Source organism: Pseudomonas protegens, assembly GCF_003363755.1.
Classification (GTDB): domain Bacteria; phylum Pseudomonadota; class Gammaproteobacteria; order Pseudomonadales; family Pseudomonadaceae; genus Aquipseudomonas; species Aquipseudomonas danubii.
The window spans coordinates 1,230,157-1,253,267 of the sequence record NZ_CP031396.1; the positions used below are offsets into that span (position 1 = coordinate 1,230,157).

Consider the following 23,111-nt stretch of genomic DNA (forward strand, 5'->3'; position numbering starts at 1 on the left):
ACCCTAGTCGACGACTCCTGCACACGGCCGCTGACTGTTTCCCCATGCGCAAACTTCTCTACATCACCCTCACTCTGGCCCTGCTTGCAGCCGCCACCCGCTACGCAATCTGGACTCGCGACCGTCCAGAGGCGCACTACCTGTCGGACCTGCGCATCCAGCTCGCGGTGGATCAAGGCGTGCCAGCCGATAATGGCAACCTGCTGGCGATTCAGCCTGAACTGTTCCCCACCGACTACCAGAACATCGAACGCCTGCATCGCAAGCTGGCGGCCTACTTGCAGCAAGCCACTGACAAAGGCCTGGTCAACGCCAAGACCATCGTCGTGCTACCGGAGCATATCGGCACCTGGCTGATGGTCAGTGGTGAAAAGAACGAGCTGTACCAGGCCACCTCCTTGAAAGAAGCGATGAACTGGCTGGCCGTGAGCAACCCCTTGCCGTTTCTCAAGGCGCTGATCAGCGCCAGGGGCGACAGTCGCCTGGACGATGCGTATCTGCGCATGAAGGCGAAGAAAATGGCCAAGGACTATCAGTGGCTGTTCGGCGGCCTGGCCAAGGAGTTCCAGGTGACCCTGGTGGCCGGCACCATCATTCTGCCGGAGCCCAGTGTCAGTCAGGGCACCCTGCAGATTGGCAGCGGCGCCCTGTACAACAGCAGCCTGGTGTTCGGCAGCGATGGCCTGCCCATGGGCCAGCCCCAGCGGCAGATCTACCCGACCTATGCCGAAAGCGGCTACCTGAAGGGCGATACCGAAACAGCGCTACGGGTGATCGATACCCCCGCCGGACGGCTCGGCGTACTGATCGGCAGCGACAGCTGGTACCCGGAAAACTATCGCAAGCTCAATGAGCAGAGCACTCAATTGGTGGCAGTCCCGGCCTTTGTCATGGGCCGCGACGGCTGGGACAAACCCTGGCGCGGTTACAAGAGCATCGCCACCCCCAGTGAAGTCAGCCTCAAGCCCGAGGAAGCCAGCGAAGGCGAGGCCTGGCATCGCCTGACCCTCACTGCCCGCCCGCCCAGCAGCCTGGCCAGTGCCGGGGTCAGCGTGTTCCTGCGTGGCCAGTTCTGGGACCAGCGCAGCAGCGGCCAGAGCTTTATCAACAGCAATGGCCAGACCTTTGCCGACGAGGGCACCCGGGGTGCTCGCTTGCTGAACATCTGGTTGTAGTCGATGAAGACGCCGCCGATGCGCCTGGGAGACCTCTCGGTGGGGTTCGTCCACAGCCTGGTGGACGCGGTACGCAGTCATGGGCTGGACCCGACACCGTTGCTGGAACAATACGCACTGGACGCCGCCAGGCTGGGGGAAGCCGGGGCACGCTTGTCGATCCCCCGCTACATGCGCCTGGGCCACGGGGCGATCCAGCTGACCGGTGACCCGGCACTGGGTCTGCGTATGGGCCGCCTGAGTCGCCTGAGCCAGATGGGCCTTGCTGGGGTGACTGCCGCGCAAGCCCCTACCGTGCGCGAAGCGGCTCGCTGCCTGACCCGTTTCGAGGCCTTGTACGGCTCCAACTATCGCGGCCAGTCGAGCTTTCACGAAGACGCCAACGGTGCCTGGCTGCGCTTTTATTCCATCAGCCCCTACAACGCCTACAACCGTTTCGTCGTGGACTCAATCATGTCCGGCTGGCTTCAGCAGCTGTCGAGTCTTTGCGGCCAGGCCATTCATGCCGAGCAGATCGACATCGAGTTCGAGCGCCCGGACTATCACGACGCCTATGCCCTGCTCGGCCCAACGCCCATCCAGTTCGGTGCTGAACAGAACCAGCTGCGCTTGAGCCAGGCCAACCTGGCCCTGCGCAATCCGGAGCATTGCCCCAGCACCTGGCGGCATCTGGTGCAGCTATGTGAAAGAGAACTGGAACAGTTGACCCGGACCCGCAGCCTGCGCGAACGCATCATCCAGCTGTTGGGCCCTCTGCTCAACGGTGGCCGTGAGCCGGACCTGGAAGAAGTGGCGATGCGCCTGAAGCTGCCGACCTGGACCCTGCGGCGCAAGCTGGCGGAAGAAGGGACGCAGTTTCGAGCGATTCTCAACGACACTCGCCGCGACCTGGCCATGACCTATATCCGCGATACCGAACTGGCATTCGGCGAGATCGCCTATCTGTTGGGCTTTGCCTCAGCCGAGGCATTTCAACGGGCTTTCAAGCGTTGGAACGGGCAGACCCCGGGGGAATTCCGGCGCAGCCACCGACAATTCGGCTAAAAAAAAACGCCACCGGCGTTACAGCTCGGTGGCGTCTTCTGCTGGCTCCAGGGGATCGAGCTCAAAAGCTTGATACTCCAGCAGTTCCTCTTGGTATTCGTCCATGGCGGACTCCTTTTCCGTTGATTGAATAACCCTGTGCCTAATGACTGTCGGGACCAGCATAAAGTGCCGGGATGACAGAAAAAATACTACCCCCCCGGTCAAGATTTATGTCGTTAAAACGTAACAGCCCGTGAGAAATTTAAGCTGTGGATACCCATGCAACGGCAATGATTGCAGTCGAAGGCGAGCGCGATGTAAACATCGGGCCGACTTTAAAGAGTCGGCCCGAGCATCCTGGAACCGATCAGTGCCCGCTGCCCGGCAGAGCGGGAATCGGCTCGGTCGGCGGCGGCAGACTGCTGGCGGGGGGTGCAGTGACGGCTTGATTGGCAGGCGCCAGCTCGCTGCTGGCAGCCGGCACAATCGGCGCGACTTCCGCTGGTGGAGCCACGGGCTGGGAGAGCGTTGGCTCAGGCTCATTGGCGGGCACCAGCGGTGCGACCACAGCACTCGGCTCGATCACTTCGCTCTGTGGCTTGGACTCAGGCTTGGGTTCCGCCTCGGGCTTGTTTTCGGGAACCCCCAGATCAGCCTTGGGCTTCTCTTCGATATGTGCAGCCTTCTTCACTTCCTGGGGCAAAAACAGCTCGACCAGGGCAAAGTAGCGCTCATAGAACTTGGCGGACGACACCGTCTCACTGGCCACCTTGACCATGGAGTCGTCGGTGGAACCGATCGGCATCGACACCGAACCCAGCACTCCGACGCCCAGGCTCGCCGAGTTGTTCACCTTCTTGAGTGCATAACGGTCCTGCAAGGCGTTGGCAAACACCGTCGAACGTTGGTCGCCGCTGCCGTCCTGGGCACAGACCACATTGAAGCTGATCTCCAGATGGGTCTCACCGGTCTGCTGGAAGCTCTTGTGGCCACTGACCAGCTTCGGGTCGTTGCTGGTGATGATGTAGCCCTGGCTCAGCAGAGCCCGGCGTGCGGCTTCACAGGAAGCGGTATCGCTGACCGGGTAATTGCGCGAAAAAGTGCCGGAATCATCGAAGCTTTCATGCTCGTAGATGGCGGTCTTGTGCGTCGAACAACCGGCGACAGCGGACAGCAGCAATGCCGCGGCTGCGGCGCGCAGATGAAATGATCTAAACATCGAAAATCCTGAGGAAAACGCTCCGGCGCGTATTGTGCAACAGATCAATGCCACACCGCGCAGGTAATTGGTGTCTTAAATTTCACACAAGTTTACTGACCGTTGTTTGCCGGAAAAAGTCGCTCGCTCAAGTGCTCGATCAACACCCTCAGCTTGGCCGCTGCATGCCGGCTCGATGGCCACAGCACCCAGAACGTGCCGCTGTGTTCCAGGTACTCGTCGAGCACTGTCTGCAACGCTCCCCGGCGAACCGCCGCCTGCACCATGAAATCCGGCAAACAGGCGATACCCAAACCGCTGCGGGCAGCGTGTTCCACAGCCTCGATGGAGCTGCTGGTCAAGCGGGTCGGCAGCAGCGGTTCCGGTAAGTGGGCCTGGGGCTTGAACGGCCACGGCTCAAGTTTGCCGGTGTGGTGAAAGGTGTGCCGCAGGCAGGCGTGCTCGCGCAGTTGCTGGGGGCATTGCGGCAGGCCGCGCTGCTTGAAATAGTCGGGACTACCCACCAGCACCATGTGAAAGCGCCCCAATTGTCGGGCCAGGAGCCGGGAGTCCTTGGGATTGCCCGTGCGCACTACCAGATCAAACCCCTCCTCCACCACGTCCACCATGCGATCGGAAAGGTCCACGTCCAGCTCGATCTGTGGATAGAGCTGCATGAACTCCGCCAGTACCGGCATCAACAGCCCGTGAACTTGGGGAGCGCTGATCCGCAACTTACCTACAGGCGCACTGGAGGAATCGCACAGCTGGAACTCCGCAGCCTCCGCTTCGGTAGCTATCCGGCGGCAGCGCTCGAGGAACCCGGCCCCCTCGGCGGTCAGGCTGATACTGCGGGTGGTGCGATGGAACAGGCGCGTCTCCAGACGCTCCTCAAGCCGCGCGATGCTCTTGCCCACGGCTGAGGAGGACACTCCCAATAGCCGCCCCGCTTCGGTAAAGCTACGTGTCTCGGCCACCTGCATGAACACCGGGATACTGCCCAGCCAGTCCATTCTGCCTCCTGCGATTAAGGACTTCTGTGTCCGATAAGTTCGGAACCTTAGCCTATTTTTCCGCCATGCACAGAACCCTACCCTGTGAGCTTCATTTCTGCCCCTGCACAACGGTGCCCGACCATGAGCAACTCCGCCAATGCCTGTGAACTGCTACAAGCACCCGCCGAGACCCGCGAACGCCTGCCTGTCGGCGGCCTGCTGGCTCTCGCCAGCGCCGGTTTCATTACCCTGATGACCGAGACCCTGCCGGCTGGGCTGCTGCCACAAATGAGTGCCAACCTTGGCGTCTCACCTGCACTGATTGGCCAGCTGGTGACCTTCTATGCCCTGGGTTCGCTACTGGCCGCCATCCCGCTGATCATCCTCACACAGGGCTGGCGGCGGCGCCCCTTACTGTTGCTGGCCATCGCCGGCTTTGCCCTGGTCAACACTGTTACCGTCCTCTCCAGTGACTACAGCCTGATTCTGGTGGCACGCTTTTTCGCCGGGGTCTTCGCCGGTCTGCTCTGGGCCTTGCTGGCCGGCTATGCCAGCCGCATGGTGGCGCCTCACTTGCAAGGCCGGGCAATCACGCTGGCCATGCTCGGCGCGCCGGTGGCTCTGTCGGTGGGAATGCCCGCTGGAACCTGGCTGGGCAACCTGGTGGGCTGGCGCATGAGCTTTGCTGTCATGACCTTGCTGACCCTGGGGCTAATTGGCTGGGTACTGGTTCAGGTGCCGGACTTCCCGGGGCTGCGCGCGCAGAAGCGCTTGTCGCTGGCTCGAGTCCTGGCCTTGCCGGGGATCCGACCAGTGCTGTTCGTGACTTTTGCCTATGTACTGGGACACAACATTCTCTACACCTACATCGCGCCCTTTCTTCAGCCGGTCGGGCTTGGTGAGCAGATCGAGCGGGTGTTGCTGGTATTTGGCCTGGCCGCATTGTTGAGCATCTGGCTGGTGGGCCTGCTGATCGATCGCTGGCTGCGTCAACTGGTGCTGGTCAGTTGCCTGCTGTTCATCGGCTCGACCCTGATGCTGGGGCTGCTGGGTGACTGGCCAGTGGCGATCTATGGGGCGACCGCTATCTGGGGGCTGTCCTTCGGCGGCATGGCCACCCTGCTGCAAACCGCACTGGCCAAGGCCGCAGGCGAGCACGCTGACACTGCGCAGTCGATGCTGGTCACCCTATGGAACCTGGCGATCGCCGGTGGCGGCCTGGGTGGCGCCTTGCTGCTGCAAGGGCCGGGAGTGGCGATCTTCCCCTGGGTGATTGCCGCGCTGTTGCTGATCAGCCTGGTGGTGGCGGTGAACGCCCGGCACCAGGGCTTTCCAGTCAGACGCTGATCCTCGACCCAAGCCTTGGCAATCGGGCGTTCTCGCGGCAACGGAGCCTGCCAGGTCGCTAGCCTTCAGCCGAAGCGCCAGTCTGCAAAGCAGTATCCACTTTTGCGTGCGCAGCGGATCGGGCTTTGCGACTGCGTACCAACGGCCAGAACAGCTCCTCCTTCCAGCTCACCGGCGCCAAGTGCTCGATACCGAAGGTAACGGGCCGGCGGCGGGTGATCTTCGCGGTGCCAAACAGCACATCCCAGAGGAACAGCAAGTTACCGAAGTTGCCCTTGTAGTGGGTCACGCCATCCTCGGCGCTCAGGCCATGGTGAGCCGAATGGGTCGAAGGCGTTGAAAAGACTCGCTCCACCAGCCACATCAGTGGCCGGAGAAAACCGATGCGGTACAGCTTGTCGTCCCAGGCCACGCTGCTGTGTGCGGCGAAGATCACCGTCATCTTGAGAATCAGGTAACCGTAATAGACCGGCGCCAGCCCCAAGTAGATCAGCACCCCGGAGAACCAGATTCCGGGCATCAGCAGGTAATAGAAGCTGTTGTTGCGATAAACGATGCGAATGCTCATGTAGGCCGCTGAATGGTGAGCCCGGTGCAGGGCATACAGCGCGGGGAGACGATGGGTCAGGCGGTGCCACCAGTATTGGGCCATGTCATCGAAGATCAGGAACAACAGCAGACCAAGCACCCAGGGCGTATCCGCCAGCATGCCCTTGGCTTGTGGCAGTGCCAGGCCCATGAGCGCACCGCTGGCCCACATCACCAGGGGAAAGGTCACGCCAAGCAACAGGCTTGAGCCCACCGCCTCGATCAGCACGTCGCGGCGCTGGCCACGGGGTTGGCGAAAGGCTGAACAAGCTATTTCCAGGAGGATGAAAAACACAAAGATCGCCGAAACGATCAACAGGGGGTTGTTGGTCATCAGATCGTGGTTCATGGCATTCTCGCTCTTATCCTTACCTGCATGCGCGCAAGCGCTGGCACACCACCGGCACCTGAGGTTTATCCGAGCTCAAAAAAAGACCCCGGCATTGCGGCCGGGGTCTTTTCAACACTGCGGTTCAGGCATTAGTAACGCTTGATGTCCGCCTGGTTTTCCAGCTGCTTGCGGTAGGCGGCAAAATCTTGCTGCCCTACCCGCGAGGCCAGGAAGCGACGGTATTGAGCCTTCTCTTCCTCGGTCGGCGCAGCGGCTTCATTGACGGCATTGAGCTGCAGCACCAGCAGATTGCCGTTAGGCAGGGTCACGCTAGTGAAGGTCGGTTTGTCCTTGGACTCAGGCTTGCTCATGCGGAACAACGCCTGCAGAACAGTTGGATCGATACCATCCTGACCACGGGTCACCGCTTGTGCGACTTTCCAGTTCTGGCCATCAACCGGCTTGTTCAGCGCGGTCTTGCCATCACGCAAGCTGGCAATCAGCTCTTCAGCCTTGGTCTTGGCCGCAGCACTGGCGTGCTCCTTGGCCAATTGCGTGCGAATGGCACTGGCGACGCTTTCCAGAGGCAGTTGCTCAGGTTTGCGATGCTCTTTGGCTCGCAGCACCACGACAGTTTCCGGGTCCAGTTCGATGGCGGTGCTGTTGGAACCCTCATCGAGGACTTCGGTGCTGAACGCTGCTTGCACCACTGCACGGTTGGCAGCGATACCGTCGCCACCGTCACGGCCGAATGGCGCGGAGGTGTGAACAGTCAGCTTCAGTTCCTGAGCCGGTTGTGCCAGATCGGAGGCCTCGAACGAAGAGTCCTCCAGCTGCTTGGTCGCCTCGACAAAACGCTGCTCGACCTGCTGAGTTTTCAAGTCGCGGGTCAGCTTGTCCTTGAGACTGGCGAAGCTCGGCACTTCCGGTGCTTCGATGCCCAACAGCTTGATCAGGTGGAAACCGAAGTCCGTACGCACCGGGGCCGAGACCTGATCCTTATTCAGCGCATACAGCGCCTTCTCGAAGGTTGGGTCATAAACACCTGGACCGGCATAGCCCAAGTCGCCACCGTTATTAGCCGAGCCTGGATCCTGGGAGAATTCCTTGGCCAGTGCCTCGAAGCTTTCGCCTTTGGCCAGACGCGCCTGGATCTCTTCGACCTTGGCCTTGGCCTGAGCCTCGTTCACCTTATCGTTGACTTCGATCAGGATGTGCGCGGCACGACGTTGCTCGGACAGGTTGGCGATTTCCTTCTGATACAGCGCCTGCAGGTCCTCGTCCTTGACACTGACCTGATCAAAGAAGGCAGCCTTCTTCAGCTCGATGTAATCAATCACCACTTGGTCGGGAGTCATGAACTCCTTGGCGTGCTGATCGTAATAGGCCTTGACCTCGTCATCGGTCAGCTTGATCGCTGCCGGATCAGCCTTGATGCTCAGTGAAGCGAAATCTCGAGTCTGTTTTTCCAGACGAGCGAACGCCAGTACCTGAGCATCGGTCACGAAACCACTGCCCGCCAGACCGGCACGCACCTGACCGATCAGCATTTCCTGAGCCAGCATCTGGCGGAATTGCAGACGGGTGTAGCCCAACTGACGAATCACCTGATCGAAACGCTCAGGGCTGAATTTGCCTTCAACCTGGAATTCCGGCGTTTGCAGGATCACCTGATCCAGCGCGCCCTCGGAGAAGGCAAACTTGGAATTCTGTGCACCTTGCAGCAACAGTTTGCGATCGATCAGCCCTTTCAACGCGGCTTCGCGCAGCATCTTCTCATCCAGCAGGGAGGCATCGAAATCTTTGCCCAACTGTTGCATCAGTTGACGACGTTGCATGTCGACGGCCTGGCTCAACTCGTTCTGAGTGATTTCCTCGCCGTTGACCTTGGCCGCGTCCTGGTTATGGGTAGTGGCCTGGAAAATGGCATCGAAACCGGTCAACGCCAGCAGTGCGACGATGACCCCGATGATGGTTTTGGCAATCCAGCCTTGTGAGTTGTCCCTGATATTCTGCAGCATGCGTCCCCCAGAAACGGCTGTACTTCAATTTAAGCAACCGTGGAGTGTGGGTAGAGTCCGGATAGAAGAAAGGCGCATCCGAGGATGCGCCTTCTCGTAACTGGCGGAGCGGACGAGAGCTGAACCTGCGACCCTCGGCATTGGCCGGTGATGCACCGGCCTACTGGCGCCCCGCTGCCAGATCAGGCATGACCCCGACCCGGATGGGCAAAGACCCTGAAGAAACTTAGTTTACGGCTTCTTTCAGTGCTTTACCGGCTTTGAAACCTGGCTTTTTAGCAGCAGCGATTTCCAGAGTCTTACCGGTCTGTGGGTTGCGACCGATACGAGCTGGACGATCCGTTACGGAGAAAGTACCGAAACCAACCAGAACAACAGAGTCACCGGCCTTCAGAGCGCCAGTAACGGATTCGATTACTGCGTCCAGCGCACGGCCAGCAGCAGCTTTCGGGAGATCAGCAGATGCAGCGATAGCATCAATCAGTTCCGACTTGTTCACTCTAAGTCCCCTTACATATCTATGAGTATGATTCTAAGTTTTTTGGTGAAAGCAAAAACGAGTGCTGAATGGCCTACAGACACTTAAGAGCCGCTTTATAACAAGGGCTCTAAAAAGCTGTCAAGGAAGCCCCCCAGGCTAATGCGTACTAATGCGTGCTAATTCTTTCCTTAGAGTCAGACTCGCGTTTTTCGTCCTTTGCAACTATCTCGGGAGCCACATCCGGCAAGGGCTCCGGCGCGTATTGCAGCGCAATTTGCAGGACTTCGTCAATCCATTTAACTGGTTTAATCTGCAGATCCTGCTTGATATTGTCAGGAATTTCTTTCAAATCGCGAACATTCTCTTCAGGAATGATCACCGTCTTGATTCCACCCCGATGAGCTGCAAGTAATTTCTCTTTCAGCCCGCCGATGGCCAATACCTGACCGCGTAGGGTGATCTCCCCTGTCATCGCTACATCAGCCCGCACCGGAATGCCGGTCAGCGCCGAAACCAACGCCGTGCACATGCCTATGCCCGCGCTAGGGCCGTCTTTAGGGGTAGCCCCTTCCGGCATGTGGATGTGGGTGTCACGCTTCTCGTGGAAGTCCAAGGGAATACCCAGGCTCTTGGCACGACTGCGTACCACGGTCAGCGCGGCAGTGATCGACTCGACCATGACATCGCCCAGGGAGCCGGTCTTGATCAACTGACCCTTGCCTGGAACCACAGCGGCTTCGATCGTCAGCAACTCACCGCCTACCTGAGTCCAGGCCAGGCCGGTCACTTGGCCGATCTGATCCTGCTGCTCGGCCAGGCCGTAGCGGAATTTACGCACGCCCAGGAAGTGTTCCAGCAGATCGGAAGTGACCTTAACAGAGAAGCGTTTTTCCATCGCATGCTCTTTCACCGCCTTGCGGCAGACCTTGGCGATCTGGCGCTCCAGGCCCCGCACACCGGCTTCGCGGGTGTAGTAGCGGATGATGTCGCGAATCGCATCGGGGTCGAATTCCAGCTCGCCTTTCTTCAGTCCATTGGCCTGAATCTGCTTGGGCGACAGGTACTTGACCGCGATGTTGATCTTCTCGTCCTCGGTGTAGCCAGGCAGACGAATCACCTCCATCCGGTCCAGCAATGCTGGAGGAATATTCATCGAGTTGGAGGTGCAAAGGAACATCACATCGGACAAGTCGTAATCAACTTCCAGATAATGATCGTTGAAGTTGTGGTTCTGCTCAGGGTCCAGAACCTCCAGCAACGCCGACGCCGGATCACCACGCATATCACTGCCCATCTTGTCGATTTCGTCGAGCAGGAACAGCGGGTTGCGAACCCCAACCTTTGTCATCTTTTGAATCAATCTTCCTGGCATCGAACCGATGTAAGTTCGACGATGCCCACGGATTTCCGCTTCATCACGTACGCCACCCAGCGCCATACGCACAAACTTACGGTTGGTCGCGTTGGCGATCGACTCCGCAAGAGAGGTCTTACCTACCCCAGGAGGACCGACGAGGCACAGCACCGGACCACGAATCTTCTTCACGCGCTTTTGTACGGCGAGATATTCGAGAATCCGCTCTTTGACCTCTTCCAGACCATAGTGATCGGCGTCGAGAATATCCTCGGCACGCGCCAGGTCGAGACGCACCTTGCTCTGGGCCTTCCAAGGCACTTGAACCAGCCAATCGATATAGGAGCGAACCACCGTAGCCTCGGCAGACATCGGCGACATCTGCTTGAGCTTGTTGAGCTCGGCCTGAGCTTTGGTCATCGCATCTTTTGGCAGGCCGGCGGCATCGATGCGCTTTTTCAGCTCTTCGATTTCATTGTGACCCTCATCACCATCGCCCAGCTCCTTTTGAATGGCCTTCATCTGCTCATTCAGGTAGTACTCGCGCTGGCTGCGTTCCATTTGCTTTTTGACGCGGCCACGAATGCGCTTTTCAACTTGCAGCAGGTCGATCTCGGCGTCCAGCAATGCCAGGACGTGCTCGACCCGAGCAGACAGATCAATGATCTCGAGGATTTCCTGTTTCTGCTCGATCTTCAACGCCATATGCGCGGCCATGGTATCCACCAGGCGGCTTGGCTCGTCGATACTGTTGAGGGAGGACAACACCTCGGCAGGAACTTTCTTGCCCAGTTGCACATATTGCTCAAACTGGGACAGCAGACTGCGAACAAACACCTCTGACTCACGATCAGGAGCATCTACTTCGTCAATCAGGGAGACTTCGGCACGGCAATGACCATCAACTTCACTGAAGCGTTCGACAGCGCCGCGTTGCTCGCCTTCAACCAACACCTTGACGGTGCCATCAGGCAACTTGAGCAACTGCAAGACAGTTGCAATGGTACCTACGCGATAGAGTGCATCTTCACCGGGATCGTCATCAGCAGGGTTTCTCTGTGCCAGCAAGAGAATCTGCTTGTCGCCCGTCATCGCTGCCTCGAGGGCTTCGATCGACTTCTCGCGCCCCACGAACAGCGGGATAACCATGTGCGGATAAACCACAACATCACGCAATGGCAGGAGAGGCAATTCGATGGTTGTCTTCATGATTTCGCCTCTACGGCGGCCGTACGGCCGTAAACAGATGGAAGTAAGCTTGAAACCAAGATGGGGGCTGCCTGTAAAAAAAACAAGCTTAAAGACAGCACTTTAAGACGCTAAAAGCAAAGGGGCCCGAAGGCCCCTTCTTTCAATCCAACAGCGCGACGCTTACGCGTCTGGCGCCGCCTTGGCCGTCGGCTCACTGTTTTCATAGATGTACAGTGGCTGGGACTTGCCTTCAATGACGCTTTCATCGATCACTACTTTACTCACCTCGGATTGCGAGGGGATCTCGTACATAGTGTCGAGCAGAACACCTTCGAGAATCGAACGCAGGCCACGAGCACCTGTCTTGCGCTCAAGTGCCCGCTTGGCGACTGACTTCAAGGCGTCAGTGCGGAACTCCAGATCAACACCTTCCATCTCGAACAACTTGGCGTACTGCTTGGTCAAGGCATTCTTCGGTTCAGTGAGGATCTGAATCAATGCAGCTTCATCCAACTCATCCAGGGTCGCCAGGACTGGCAGACGGCCAACGAACTCCGGGATCAGACCGAACTTGACCAAATCGTCAGGCTCGACTTCACGCAGGGACTCACCAACCTTCTTGCCCTCTTCCTTGCTACGCACTTCAGCATTGAAACCAATGCCGCCACGGGTAGAGCGGTTTTGAATAACCTTTTCCAGCCCGGAGAACGCGCCACCACAGATGAACAGGATGTTACGAGTATCGACTTGCAGGAATTCCTGCTGCGGGTGCTTGCGACCACCTTGTGGCGGAACGGAAGCAACCGTACCTTCAATCAACTTCAACAGGGCTTGCTGAACGCCTTCACCGGAAACATCCCGAGTAATCGAAGGGTTGTCAGACTTGCGGGAAATCTTATCGATTTCATCGATGTAGACGATGCCCATTTGAGCTTTTTCTACGTCGTAATCGCACTTCTGCAGCAACTTCTGAATGATGTTCTCGACATCCTCACCCACATAACCAGCTTCGGTCAGGGTGGTTGCATCGGCGATCGTGAACGGTACATTCAACAGACGGGCCAGGGTTTCCGCCAGCAGCGTCTTACCCGAACCTGTAGGGCCGATCAGCAAGATGTTGCTCTTACCAAGCTCGACGTCGTCACTTTTCTTGTCACGCTGATTCAGGCGCTTGTAGTGGTTGTACACCGCTACAGCTAGAACCTTTTTTGCACGTTCCTGACCAATCACGTATTGATCAAGGATGCCGCTGATTTCTTTAGGCGAAGGCAATTTATGCGCGCTGCTCTCGGCCTGTGCTTCCTGCACCTCCTCACGGATGATGTCATTGCACAAGTCGACGCACTCGTCGCAGATAAAGACCGAGGGGCCGGCAATCAATTTGCGTACTTCATGCTGGCTTTTGCCACAGAAGGAGCAATAAAGCAGTTTGCCGTTGTCCTCGCCGTTGCGGGTGTCAGTCATTCGTTCGATCCAAATCCGATAGGCTTGCAACACAAGATGAAGGCTATTGCGGGCTTTTTCAAGCCCGCCACTGATCAGAACAACTGACCAAGCCTATTTTGAGCTGCTTATTTTAAGCGGGGCGTTGGTTGATTACTTCATCGATCAACCCGTACTCACGCGCTGCTTCGGCGCTCATGAAGTTATCACGATTGGTATCGCGCTCGATTTCTTCCAGAGTGCGTCCGCTATGCTTGGCCATCAGCGTGTTGAGACGCTCACGGATGAAGAGGATTTCCTTGGCATGGATTTCTATATCCGACGCTTGGCCTTGGAAACCGCCCAGGGGCTGGTGAATCATCACTCGGGAGTTTGGCAGGCAGAAACGTTTGCCAGGGGCACCGGCCGTCAGCAAGAAGGCACCCATGCTGCATGCCTGACCAATACAGGTGGTTGAAACGTTAGGCTTGATGAACTGCATGGTGTCGTAGATCGACATGCCAGCCGTTACCGAGCCGCCCGGGGAGTTGATATAGAGATGGATGTCCTTGTCCGGGTTTTCCGCTTCAAGGAATAGCAGTTGCGCACAAATCAGGTTGGCCATGTAGTCTTCTACAGGACCTACCAGAAAGATCACTCGCTCCTTGAGGAGGCGCGAGTAGATGTCGTAGGCGCGCTCGCCACGAGCGGACTGCTCGACAACCATCGGGACCAGGCCGCCTGCGGCCTGGATATCAGAGTTCTGCTGAATATAAGAATTACGGAACATGCTCTGCAGTCACTCCCAAATAGTCACGTCTTGAATACGCATAAGCCAGCGCGAAGGCTGGCTTATGGTGTGTGCTTCGAACGAGAAGAAAATCAGTCGGCTTGAGGTGCTTCTACCGGCTTGACCGCTTCTTCGTAAGAGACCGATTTGTCGGTCACGCTAGCTTTCTGCAGAACAGTATCCACAACTTGTTCTTCCAGCACAACCGAACGGACTTCGTTCAATTGCTGCTCGTTCTTGTAGTACCAGGACACGACCTGCTCAGGCTCCTGGTAAGCCGAAGCCATTTCCTGAATCAGCTCGCGAACGCGGTCTTCATCAGGCTTCAGATCGAATTGCTTAACAACTTCAGCAACGATCAGGCCCAGCACTACACGGCGCTTGGCTTGCTCTTCGAACAGCTCGGCAGGCAGCTGATCCGGCTTGATGTTGCCACCGAATTGCTGGACAGCCTGAACACGCAGACGATTAACTTCGTTGTCCAGCAGCGCCTTTGGCACTTCGATCGGGTTGGAGGCCAACAGACCGTCCATTACCTGATTCTTCACCTTGGACTTGATGGCCTGACGCAGCTCACGCTCCATGTTCTTGCGAACTTCGGCACGGAAACCTTCCAGGCCGGCTTCCTTGATACCGAATTGAGCAAAGAACTCTTCAGTCAGCTCAGGCAGCTTAGGCTCGGAAACGCTGTTAACAGTCACGGTGAACTCGGCAGCCTTGTTGGCCAGATCCAGGTTCTGATAGTTCTCAGGGAAGGTCAGGTTCAGGACACGCTCTTCACCAGCCTTGGCGCCAACCAGACCGTCTTCGAAGCCAGGGATCATGCGGCCAGAGCCCAGTACCAACTGAGTGCCTTTAGCCGAACCGCCTGCAAAAGCTTCACCGTCAACCTTACCCACGAAGTCGATGTTCAGTTGATCATCGTTCTGCGCAGCGCGATCAACAACTTCAAAGCGAACATTCTGCTTACGCAGGATCTCCAGCATGTTGTCCAGATCAGCATCAGCTACGTCAGCGCTCAGACGCTCAACAGCGATGCTTTCGAAACCAGCAACCGTGAACTCTGGGAAGACTTCGAAAGTGGCAACATATTCCAGATCCTTGCCCTTCTCCAACACCTTAGGCTCGACCGAAGGAGCGCCAGCTGGGTTCAGCTTCTGCTCAACAACGGCCTCATAGAAGGAAGCCTGGATCACATCACCCACTGCTTCTTGACGCGCATCAGCCTCATAACGCTGACGAATCACGCTCATTGGAACCTTGCCAGGACGGAAGCCCGCAATTTTGGCCTTTTGGGCAGTCTGCTGCAGACGCTTGTTGACCTGGCTCTCGATGCGCTCAGCCGGCACGGTGATGCTCATGCGGCGCTCAAGAGCAGAAGTATTTTCAACAGAAACTTGCATGGATATTCCTCGTTGCACAGACGTTAGCCGGCCGTTTTCCGACCCCAGAATCAAGGGCATGCATTCTAGTGGGTCAAACTCAAGAAGTCACCCTACTGAAAACGGGTAAAAAACGGCCGACAATGTGAAGGCGAGGACAAAGGATTGAGCCTCGCCATGAGAGCAAATACTACGAATCCAACCAGAGCCTCTACACCAACCCTTCTATATATAGAAGGAGCCGGCCAGAGCTTCCCTGACATACACCAACCAATAGCCAAGATCCCAGCATCCAGCGACCAAAGGCCAACCATTGCCCAACCCAGCCGCCCCACTGTGCGTGGAAACACCAGACATATCGGACCCAAAAACGAAAACGGCGCAGCCCTTTTCAGGTGCTGCGCCGTAATCTGCTATTAACTAGCTACTTTATTGGTGCGGACGAAGAGACTCGAACTCTTACACCTTGCGGCGCTGGAACCTAAATCCAGTGTGTCTACCAATTCCACCACGTCCGCTTAACAATCTTTTAAAGCAAAGGCGCCAGACTATTAATCTGGCGCCTTCTTCGAATATGGGGTGGACGATGGGGATCGAACCCACGACAACAGGAGTCACAATCCTGTGCTCTACCAACTGAGCTACGCCCACCATATTGCGTTACTTGTGCCAAAGCTGCCTAATGGCGCACCCGGCAGGACTCGAACCTGCGACCATCCGCTTAGAAGGCGGATGCTCTATCCAGCTGAGCTACGGGCGCCTTATTAATCTGTATTCTTTAACGATTACAAACTAATTGCTTTCAGTCGTTATGAGCTAAACATCAACTCTGCCCGACTTTCTTAACCAGTGCTAGGCTGTGCCCGACAAGTGCGACGAATGTTATAGGCGAGCCTTTAGGTCGTCAACTCTTTTTTGAAAAAAATTCATTTAATTAAAGGAGTTAGGGGAATTTGCAGACCAAGCGCCTTTGCCCTCACGTTCCGACATGCGAGAATACGTTCTCTTTTTCTCTCCCTCTCGATGGTTAATCACGCGTCATGACTGCACAACTAATCGACGGCAAAGCGATCGCCGCTAGCCTGCGCCAGCAGATCGCCAAACGTGTCGCCGAGCGTCGCCAGCAAGGCCTGCGTACTCCGGGCCTCGCGGTGATTCTGGTCGGCAGCGACCCGGCCTCTCAGGTTTATGTCTCGCACAAGCGTAAAGACTGCGAAGAGGTCGGCTTCCTTTCACAAGCCTATGACTTGCCCGCCGACACCACTCAAGAAGCACTGGCGGGCTTGATTGATCGCCTCAATGATGACCCGAACATCGACGGTGTCCTGCTACAGCTGCCACTTCCTGAGCACCTGGATGCCTCTCTACTACTAGAACGCATTCGTCCGGACAAAGACGTGGATGGATTCCATCCTTACAACGTCGGTCGTTTGGCCCAACGCATTCCCCTGCTACGCCCCTGCACTCCCAAAGGCATCATGACCCTGCTGGAAAGCACCGGTGCCGACCTGTATGGCATGGATGCAGTCGTGGTCGGCGCATCCAACATCGTTGGGCGCCCGATGGCCATGGAGTTGCTGCTGGCTGGCTGCACCGTGACCGTCACTCACCGCTTCACCAAGGATCTGGCTGGCCATGTCGGCCGTGCCGACCTGGTTGTCGTTGCTGCTGGCAAGCCAGGCCTGGTCAAGGGCGAGTGGATCAAGGAAGGCGCTATCGTCATCGACGTCGGCATCAATCGCCAGGAAGACGGCAAGCTGGTGGGCGACGTGGTTTATGAAACCGCCCTGCCCCGCGCGGGCTGGATCACTCCAGTGCCTGGTGGCGTAGGCCCCATGACCCGCGCCTGCCTGCTGGAAAACACCCTGTACGCCGCAGAATCGCTGCACAGCTGAGTTTTCGACAGCGCACAAAAACCCGCCAATGGCGGGTTTTTTTATGCGCCAACGTTACAACACCACAGCGCTCTTTATCGCCCCTGAATCTTAGCGTTCAGGATCGCACTCAGCCTATTCTGAAACCGCAGTAGCACTCAGGAAAAAACGGTGTTTTTTCTTGGTTTTTAAGGGTTTTCGACTGACCACTGAAGAACAATCGACAGTTCTTCAGCCATACTCATAAAATGTAACGCTTTTCCGAAAAAGCCCGTTGCCAAACGGCATATCCATTATTATCGAGTCCGCCCGCGTGAAAATTCGTCTCTCCATCCTCAGCTTATTGTTTGCTGTGTCCGGCACCTTGATCGCGCACAGCGTCGACGCCAGCGAAACCACCGCGGCGCCAAGAGACACTTCACAATTGCATATTGCATCCGGCAGCGCGCTGCTGCTGGACCTGCAAACCAACAAAGTCATCTATTCCAGCAATCCGGACGTCGTGGTGCCCATCGCTTCGGTGACCAAACTGATGACCGCCATGGTGGTTCTGGACGCCAAGCTGCCGCTGGACGAACACATCTCCATGAACATCAGCGACACCCCAGAAATGAAGGGCGTGTTCTCCCGGGTCAAGCTCAAAAGCGAACTAAGCCGTCGAGACACCCTACTGATTGCCCTGATGTCCTCGGAAAACCGCGCCGCGGCCAGCCTGGCCCATCATTACCCGGGAGGCTATCCGGCCTTCATCGCCGCGATGAACGCCAAGGCCAAGTCACTGGGAATGACCCACACCCGCTATGTGGAACCCACCGGCCTGTCGATCCATAACGTTTCCACGGCTCGCGACCTGAGCAAATTGCTGGTGGCTGCCCGCAAGTACCCTCTACTGAGCGAGCTGAGTACCACCAAGGAAAAGACCGTGGCATTCCGCAAGCCCAACTACACCCTGGGCTTTCGCAACACCAACCACCTGGTCAACAAGGAGAAATGGGACATCAAGATCACCAAGACCGGCTTCACCAATCAAGCCGGTCACTGCCTGGTGCTGGTCACCAGCATGGGCAATCGCCCGGTAGCCCTGGTGATTCTCGATGCCTTCGGCAAGTACACCCACTTCGCTGACGCCAGCCGCATCCGCAACTGGGTAGAAACCGGCAAGAGCGGCTCGGTACCGGACGTTGCCTTGCGCTACAAGGCCGATAAGAACCTCAAGAACCGCCAGACTGCAGCCCCTCAGGCCTCGCACTGATACTCAAGCACAACAACGGCGCCCAATGGCGCCGTTGTTGTCTGCAGGCTTCAGTGGCTATCGAGCGCTTTGCTGGCCCTGGCTGCTGCTTGCTCCTGACCGGCCTGCCCCAGTTCATCGGCGGCTTTCAACCAGCGCTGGCGATCGACCTTGGCTGGCAACTGGTTGGGCGCCTGAATCAATACCGCAAAGCTCCCGGCGCTCTTCCAGGACGACTCGAACTCACGAAAGCTCATCAGTTGCCGACGGCTTTTCGCTCCACGCAGCAACACGGTTTGCTTGTCCCGGTTGTAGCCAGCCAACACCGCATAACGCGGCTCAGCCCAGAACGTCGAACCTTCGGTAAAGCGCACCAGTACCGGATAACCTGCCGCCACCTGGGTCAGCAGGGACGCTAGATGATCGTCCAGGGGATAGACCACCATCCCGTACTCACGCGCCAGGCTTAGCATGTTCTGCTGCAATTGCGCCTCGGCGCCAGGCAGGTGCAAGGGTTTGTCCAACAACCCCGGAGTAATCACGATGCCCTGTTGCGACAGCATGCCAGCCAAGGCTCCGGGGCCACTTTGATACATCTCTCCACGGAAAAACGGCACGCTGTTGAGCTCTACCCGCTCCGGCAAGCGCTGGATCTCGGGTTGCACGCTGCCGGCACAACCGACCAGGCTCAAGACACAGGCGCTGACCAGCAACGCCGCTCGAAATCGAGGAAATACCCGCACCATCATCGCTCTCTATATTCAAACGCCGGACGACCCGGTCCCGGCTGGGGCCTTGATCATAGGGCCCTCACGGGCGAGGGTATAGCGTTAGGCGGCAGTTAATTGAAAACCATAGAGCGAAGTGTTCGAAGACTCTCGACTATTGGTCAATAGCCTGAAACACAGAGACTACTAGACTAACCATTGGTAAGAGTGTGTGCCCTGGACAGGGCATCAAGGAGGCACTTATGAGCCTGACAACGACGATAGTGATGCTGATCCTGAGCTGGCTGGCCGTAGCCGCCGCAATGCTCTGGGGCGTGCTACGCATCACCCGCCGTCACCATCATCGGCCCCAGCAGTCCACCCCTGACATCAAGACTGGAAAAGCCGCCCGGCGCCCAGCCACTGCCCACTGATCAACATCCCCGCCCTGCCGAAAACAACACGGCCGCCTGACTCCAAGGAGTGCAGACGGCCGTTTGTCATGGTTGCGAATCAGCCCTCGGCTTGCGCCGCCTGACGCTTCTGACGGACCCGACGAGCCAGTATGTTCAGGCTTTCAATGGCTGCCGAGAACGCCATCGCCGCATACACATACCCTTTGGGTACATGGGCGCCGAAACCTTCGGCGATCAGGGTCATGCCGATCATGATCAGGAAGCCCAGGGCCAGCATCACCACGGTCGGGTTGTCATTGATGAACTTGGCCAACGGCTCGGCAGCCAGCAGCATCACCAGTACCGACGCCACCACCGCAATGATCATGATCGGCAAGTGCTCGGTCATGCCCACGGCAGTAATGATGCTGTCGATGGAAAACACCATGTCCAGCAACAGGATCTGGCCAATCGCAGCAGCAAAGCCGATCGCCACGCCCGATGCCTGGGTTTTGTCCGCCTCAGGCTCCGGAGTCATGCTGTGGTGAATCTCCGTGGTGGCTTTCCACACCAGGAACAGGCCACCGGCAATCAGGATCATGTCCTTCCAGGAGAAGCTCTGCCCCATGACGTCGATCACCGGCTCGGTGAGCTGGACGATGAAGGCGATGGTGCTGAGCAGCGCCAGACGCAGGAACAACGCCATGCCAATACCAATGCGCCGCGCCTTGGCCCGATGCTTTTCCGGCAACTTGTTGGTGAGGATGGAAATAAAGATCAGGTTATCGATGCCGAGCACGATTTCCATCACCACCAGGGTGGCCAGGGCGACCCAAGCAGTGGGGCTAGCAGCGAGTTGTAAGAGGTAATCCATGGGTCAATCCTGAATCGGTTGTATGAAAGATCAGATTTCCTGGGACGACTCCGGCTTCTTCGCCGCGTCTTCCTGTGGTTTTTCCTTGCCGGTCACACTTTGCGTGGCGTCACTCAACGCTTGCTCTGCAGCCTTGTGAGTATCGTCGATGGCTTGCTTGGCAGTCTCGGCCGCCTTGTCCAGCACCTGTTGTGCGCTTTTTTCCGCCTGATCGCAAGCCGCCAGGGTCAGCATAGACAGTGCCAGCAGCGACGCTGCACCCAGTTTTTTGAATGACATACCGTATTCCTCGATAGAACGGGCGTGGCCAAGTGGGGCCCCGTCGATAGCGGGGCATTCTAAGGAGAGTAATACTTCAGGAAAATTCGTATTTTTAGCAGTTATACTTCGCTTTTCACGAACTGATAGTCACCATGCTCAACTACCGCCAACTGCATTATTTCTGGGTTGTAGCCAAGACCGGCAGCATCGTCCGCGCCTGCGAGCAGCTCAACCTGACCCCACAAACCATCAGCGGCCAGATCAGCCTGCTGGAGCAGACCTATGGCATCGAACTGTTTCACCGGGTCGGACGCCAACTGGAACTGAGCGAAGCCGGGCGCCAGGCCCTGCCCTACGCCGAACAGATGTTCCAGCTCGGTGGTGAACTCGAAGCCATGCTTCGGGCCAGACCCGACGAGCAACAGATCCAATTCCGCGTCGGCGTGGCAGACGTGGTGCCCAAGTCCATCGTCTATCGCCTGATCGCGCCCACCATGGAACTCAGCGACCCGATTCGCCTGACCTGTCGCGAAGACAAACTAGAGCGCCTGCTGGCAGACCTGGCCATCCAACGCCTGGACCTGGTGATCTCCGACAGCCCCATGCCCTCGCATCTGGACATCAAGGGCTACAGCCAGAAACTCGGAGAATGCGGCGTCAGTTTCTTCGCCACCGAGGAACTGGCACGATTGCACGGCGCGGACTTTCCCCGGGGCCTGCACGGCGCCCCGCTGCTGATCCCGGGCCAGGAAACCGTGGTCCGCAGCCGCCTACTGCGCTGGTTCGCCGAACAGCAATTGCAACCGCGCATCATCGGCGAATTCGATGACAGCGCTCTGATGCAGGCCTTCGGCCAGTCCGGCAGTGGGATCTTTATCGCCCCCAGCGTGATTGCCGATGAGGTCCGGCAACAGTACGGCGTGCATCTGATTGGCCAGACCGATGCCGTGACTGAATCGTTCTACGCCATTTCCGTGGAGCGCAAGGTCAAGCACCCCGGCATTGTCGCCATTACCGAAGGGGCCCGACGGGAACTGTTCACCCCCATCAACCACTGATCAGGAAGGACAGGCGTGCGGCGCCTTGAGCTTCATCAGCAGCAACGCCAGGGCAATGGACAGCACAATGAAGCAGGACGCTGCAAATCCCAGGCTACCCAGCCCCAAGGTGTCGATCACCCGACCGCCGACCATGGCCCCCAGGCCGATCCCCAGGTTGGCCCCGGCGATGTTCAGCGACGCAGCGAACGCCGGCGCTTGCGGCGCCGCCTTGATCAGCCGCACATGGCTGACCAGGAACAGGGCTGCCTGGGTCACGCCCCAGACACCCATGGCTGCCGCCAACCCCAGGGTCGAATGAATGCTCGGCACCAGGGCCAGCATGCCGCCGATCATCAACCCACAGAACACCATGGAAGCGATCAGCGGATGCCGGTCCACAGCCCGGCCGCCCAGGGAATTTCCGATCAACCCCACCGCGCCAAAGCCCATCAGGCACCAGCCCACCACGGTGCCGTTGAAGCCCGCCAGGCGCTCGAGAATATCCGCCAGGTAGGTGTAGGCAGTGAACATGCCGCTGAACACCAGAATCGACAGCAGCACATGCCCCTGCATCAGCGGGCTGCGCAGGATGCGAAACTGCGAACGCAGGCTCGCCTGCTGGTTATGCGCCTTGGTTGTCGGCAGGTAGACCCACAGCAGCAAGGCCTTGCCGAAGGCCACCACAGCGAGCAGGCCAAAGGCGCTGCGCCAGCCAAAGGCATCGGCGATCAGGGTGCCCACGGGAATCCCGAACACCGTGGCGCAAACAATGCCGAAGCCGATCTTGGCAATGGCGCGCCCGGCGTAGTCCGGGCCGACGATATCCACTGCCGTTTCGCTGGCCAGGGCCCAGAACACCGGCAACCCCAGGGCCGGCACCAGTCGCGCCAGGGACATCACCCAGATATTCGGTGCGAGCGCCGCCAGGGTATTGGCCAGGCCAAACATCAACAGCACGCTGATAAACAGCTGCTTGCGCGGAAAACGCGCGAAGTAGGCGGTCAGGAAGGGCCCGAAAGCGGCGACCGTGAATGCGAACAGGGTCACCAGCAAGCCGGCCTGGGACACGCTGACCTGCAAGTCCCGGGCAATCGACGGCAACAGGCCGACGATGATGAATTCCGTGGTCAGCACGGTAAAACCCGCAGCCGACAACAGCAGGATGGGCAACAACATCAAGAACTCCAGAAACGGCGACAGCAGCGATAGCCCGAAGGGCCCGCTGACTGGATAGGAAAAGGGGGTGACAAATATTAACAGAGTGAGTACGGGTCAGGGCAACCGCCACGTCGCCGCTTTTCTTGCTGCGCCAAGTGGCAGATCGTCACATCGACGCGGGAAGCACTGGCTGCTGTGATAAAGTCCGCCCCCTGCCAAAAACAGGCCTGATCGCGCACTGCCACTCAAGTCGCCCGATCGCCGGTTGCC

Annotated in this window: 20 protein-coding genes and 3 tRNA genes; 7 read left to right on the plus strand and 16 right to left on the minus strand. The window is 57.9% G+C overall.

The window, feature by feature from the left end; translation table 11 throughout:
• The first annotated feature begins 44 nt into the window (after window positions 1-44).
• Complete coding sequence (locus DWF74_RS05230) at window positions 45-1,175, plus strand: carbon-nitrogen hydrolase family protein (RefSeq protein WP_102864661.1); 1,131 nt, start codon at window positions 45-47, stop codon at window positions 1,173-1,175.
• Window positions 1,176-1,178: 3 nt separating this feature from the next.
• Window positions 1,179-2,219, plus strand: coding sequence for an AraC family transcriptional regulator (locus DWF74_RS05235; protein ID WP_102864660.1), 1,041 nt, complete (start codon window positions 1,179-1,181; stop codon window positions 2,217-2,219).
• A 349-nt stretch (window positions 2,220-2,568) separates the two neighbouring features.
• On the opposite strand, the gene DWF74_RS05245 is transcribed toward DWF74_RS05235, so the two are convergent.
• On the minus strand, window positions 2,569-3,420 hold the full coding sequence (locus DWF74_RS05245) for a DUF2242 domain-containing protein (RefSeq protein WP_102864658.1): 852 nt from the start codon (window positions 3,418-3,420) through the stop codon (window positions 2,569-2,571).
• Between the two features lie 92 nt (window positions 3,421-3,512).
• A complete protein-coding gene (locus DWF74_RS05250) occupies window positions 3,513-4,412 on the minus strand; it encodes a LysR family transcriptional regulator (protein ID WP_102864657.1) in 900 nt (299 codons plus the stop codon).
• A 123-nt stretch (window positions 4,413-4,535) separates the two neighbouring features.
• Here DWF74_RS05250 and DWF74_RS05255 point away from each other — a divergent pair, with 123 nt between their 5' ends.
• Complete coding sequence (locus DWF74_RS05255; protein WP_115580524.1) at window positions 4,536-5,741, plus strand: MFS transporter; 1,206 nt, start codon at window positions 4,536-4,538, stop codon at window positions 5,739-5,741.
• Window positions 5,742-5,799: 58 nt separating this feature from the next.
• Here the strand turns inward: DWF74_RS05255 and DWF74_RS05260 are convergent, their stop codons facing one another.
• The 10 genes from DWF74_RS05260 to DWF74_RS05305 form a co-directional block, all read right to left on the minus strand.
• Window positions 5,800-6,678, minus strand: a complete 879-nt coding sequence (locus tag DWF74_RS05260; RefSeq protein WP_115580525.1) for a sterol desaturase family protein — start codon at window positions 6,676-6,678, stop codon at window positions 5,800-5,802.
• A 131-nt stretch (window positions 6,679-6,809) separates the two neighbouring features.
• On the minus strand, window positions 6,810-8,681 hold the full coding sequence (locus tag DWF74_RS05265) for a SurA N-terminal domain-containing protein (protein WP_115580526.1): 1,872 nt from the start codon (window positions 8,679-8,681) through the stop codon (window positions 6,810-6,812).
• 226 nt (window positions 8,682-8,907) lie between these two features.
• Window positions 8,908-9,180, minus strand: coding sequence for an HU family DNA-binding protein (locus DWF74_RS05270; protein ID WP_011062271.1), 273 nt, complete (start codon window positions 9,178-9,180; stop codon window positions 8,908-8,910).
• 148 nt (window positions 9,181-9,328) lie between these two features.
• On the minus strand, window positions 9,329-11,725 hold the full coding sequence (gene lon, locus DWF74_RS05275) for an endopeptidase La (protein ID WP_102864652.1): 2,397 nt from the start codon (window positions 11,723-11,725) through the stop codon (window positions 9,329-9,331).
• A 162-nt stretch (window positions 11,726-11,887) separates the two neighbouring features.
• Window positions 11,888-13,171: an ATP-dependent Clp protease ATP-binding subunit ClpX gene (gene clpX / locus DWF74_RS05280; RefSeq protein ID WP_102864651.1), complete on the minus strand. Its 1,284-nt coding sequence runs from the start codon at window positions 13,169-13,171 to the stop codon at window positions 11,888-11,890.
• A gap of 112 nt (window positions 13,172-13,283) precedes the next feature.
• Entirely contained in the window at window positions 13,284-13,919 is a 636-nt protein-coding gene (gene clpP / locus DWF74_RS05285) for an ATP-dependent Clp endopeptidase proteolytic subunit ClpP (protein WP_011062274.1), read from the minus strand.
• Window positions 13,920-14,011: 92 nt separating this feature from the next.
• The gene (gene tig / locus DWF74_RS05290) at window positions 14,012-15,322 is read right to left on the minus strand and encodes a trigger factor (protein ID WP_115580527.1); all 1,311 of its coding nucleotides are present in this window, start codon (window positions 15,320-15,322) and stop codon (window positions 14,012-14,014) included.
• 412 nt (window positions 15,323-15,734) lie between these two features.
• Window positions 15,735-15,819: transfer RNA gene (locus tag DWF74_RS05295), tRNA-Leu, on the minus strand.
• 57 nt (window positions 15,820-15,876) lie between these two features.
• Window positions 15,877-15,952: transfer RNA gene (locus DWF74_RS05300), tRNA-His, on the minus strand.
• Window positions 15,953-15,984: 32 nt separating this feature from the next.
• A tRNA-Arg gene (locus DWF74_RS05305) sits at window positions 15,985-16,061 on the minus strand.
• Between the two features lie 280 nt (window positions 16,062-16,341).
• Here DWF74_RS05305 and folD point away from each other — a divergent pair.
• Entirely contained in the window at window positions 16,342-17,196 is an 855-nt protein-coding gene (gene folD, locus DWF74_RS05310; RefSeq protein ID WP_102864649.1) for a bifunctional methylenetetrahydrofolate dehydrogenase/methenyltetrahydrofolate cyclohydrolase FolD, read from the plus strand.
• Window positions 17,197-17,488: 292 nt separating this feature from the next.
• Window positions 17,489-18,427 carry a D-alanyl-D-alanine endopeptidase gene (gene pbpG, locus DWF74_RS05315; RefSeq protein WP_102864648.1) on the plus strand — a complete coding sequence of 313 codons (939 nt, stop codon included), beginning with the start codon at window positions 17,489-17,491 and terminating at the stop codon, window positions 18,425-18,427.
• A 50-nt stretch (window positions 18,428-18,477) separates the two neighbouring features.
• Here pbpG and DWF74_RS05320 read toward each other — a convergent pair whose 3' ends face one another.
• Window positions 18,478-19,152: a PA2778 family cysteine peptidase gene (locus tag DWF74_RS05320; protein WP_102864965.1), complete on the minus strand. Its 675-nt coding sequence runs from the start codon at window positions 19,150-19,152 to the stop codon at window positions 18,478-18,480.
• Between the two features lie 224 nt (window positions 19,153-19,376).
• Between DWF74_RS05320 and DWF74_RS30380 the strand changes: the two genes are divergently transcribed.
• On the plus strand, window positions 19,377-19,547 hold the full coding sequence (locus DWF74_RS30380) for a hypothetical protein (protein ID WP_162884075.1): 171 nt from the start codon (window positions 19,377-19,379) through the stop codon (window positions 19,545-19,547).
• 79 nt (window positions 19,548-19,626) lie between these two features.
• On the opposite strand, the gene DWF74_RS05325 is transcribed toward DWF74_RS30380, so the two are convergent.
• The gene (locus tag DWF74_RS05325; protein WP_102864647.1) at window positions 19,627-20,382 is read right to left on the minus strand and encodes a TerC family protein; all 756 of its coding nucleotides are present in this window, start codon (window positions 20,380-20,382) and stop codon (window positions 19,627-19,629) included.
• 30 nt (window positions 20,383-20,412) lie between these two features.
• A complete protein-coding gene (locus DWF74_RS05330) occupies window positions 20,413-20,661 on the minus strand; it encodes a hypothetical protein (RefSeq protein ID WP_102864646.1) in 249 nt (82 codons plus the stop codon).
• 134 nt (window positions 20,662-20,795) lie between these two features.
• Between DWF74_RS05330 and nhaR the strand changes: the two genes are divergently transcribed.
• Window positions 20,796-21,701: a transcriptional activator NhaR gene (gene nhaR, locus DWF74_RS05335; protein WP_102864645.1), complete on the plus strand. Its 906-nt coding sequence runs from the start codon at window positions 20,796-20,798 to the stop codon at window positions 21,699-21,701.
• Here nhaR and DWF74_RS05340 read toward each other — a convergent pair whose 3' ends face one another.
• Entirely contained in the window at window positions 21,702-22,859 is a 1,158-nt protein-coding gene (locus DWF74_RS05340; RefSeq protein ID WP_102864644.1) for an MFS transporter, read from the minus strand.
• Window positions 22,860-23,111 lie beyond the last annotated feature (252 nt).

Bases quoted from the DNA above. Each gene is read 5' to 3' on its own strand.
- DWF74_RS05230 (WP_102864661.1), top strand. From the start codon at position 45: ATGCGCAAACTTCTCTACATCACCCTCACTCTGGCCCTGCTTGCAGCC.
- DWF74_RS05235 (WP_102864660.1), top strand. From the start codon at position 1,179: ATGAAGACGCCGCCGATGCGCCTGGGAGACCTCTCGGTGGGGTTCGTC.
- DWF74_RS05245 (WP_102864658.1), bottom strand. From the start codon at position 3,420: ATGTTTAGATCATTTCATCTGCGCGCCGCAGCCGCGGCATTGCTGCTG.
- DWF74_RS05250 (WP_102864657.1), bottom strand. From the start codon at position 4,412: ATGGACTGGCTGGGCAGTATCCCGGTGTTCATGCAGGTGGCCGAGACA.
- DWF74_RS05255 (WP_115580524.1), top strand. From the start codon at position 4,536: ATGAGCAACTCCGCCAATGCCTGTGAACTGCTACAAGCACCCGCCGAG.
- DWF74_RS05260 (WP_115580525.1), bottom strand. From the start codon at position 6,678: ATGAACCACGATCTGATGACCAACAACCCCCTGTTGATCGTTTCGGCG.
- DWF74_RS05265 (WP_115580526.1), bottom strand. From the start codon at position 8,681: ATGCTGCAGAATATCAGGGACAACTCACAAGGCTGGATTGCCAAAACC.
- lon (WP_102864652.1), bottom strand. From the start codon at position 11,725: ATGAAGACAACCATCGAATTGCCTCTCCTGCCATTGCGTGATGTTGTG.
- clpX (WP_102864651.1), bottom strand. From the start codon at position 13,171: ATGACTGACACCCGCAACGGCGAGGACAACGGCAAACTGCTTTATTGC.
- clpP (WP_011062274.1), bottom strand. From the start codon at position 13,919: ATGTTCCGTAATTCTTATATTCAGCAGAACTCTGATATCCAGGCCGCA.
- tig (WP_115580527.1), bottom strand. From the start codon at position 15,322: ATGCAAGTTTCTGTTGAAAATACTTCTGCTCTTGAGCGCCGCATGAGC.
- folD (WP_102864649.1), top strand. From the start codon at position 16,342: ATGACTGCACAACTAATCGACGGCAAAGCGATCGCCGCTAGCCTGCGC.
- DWF74_RS05320 (WP_102864965.1), bottom strand. From the start codon at position 19,152: ATGGTGCGGGTATTTCCTCGATTTCGAGCGGCGTTGCTGGTCAGCGCC.
- DWF74_RS30380 (WP_162884075.1), top strand. From the start codon at position 19,377: ATGAGCCTGACAACGACGATAGTGATGCTGATCCTGAGCTGGCTGGCC.
- DWF74_RS05325 (WP_102864647.1), bottom strand. From the start codon at position 20,382: ATGGATTACCTCTTACAACTCGCTGCTAGCCCCACTGCTTGGGTCGCC.
- DWF74_RS05330 (WP_102864646.1), bottom strand. From the start codon at position 20,661: ATGTCATTCAAAAAACTGGGTGCAGCGTCGCTGCTGGCACTGTCTATG.
- nhaR (WP_102864645.1), top strand. From the start codon at position 20,796: ATGCTCAACTACCGCCAACTGCATTATTTCTGGGTTGTAGCCAAGACC.
- DWF74_RS05340 (WP_102864644.1), bottom strand. From the start codon at position 22,859: ATGTTGTTGCCCATCCTGCTGTTGTCGGCTGCGGGTTTTACCGTGCTG.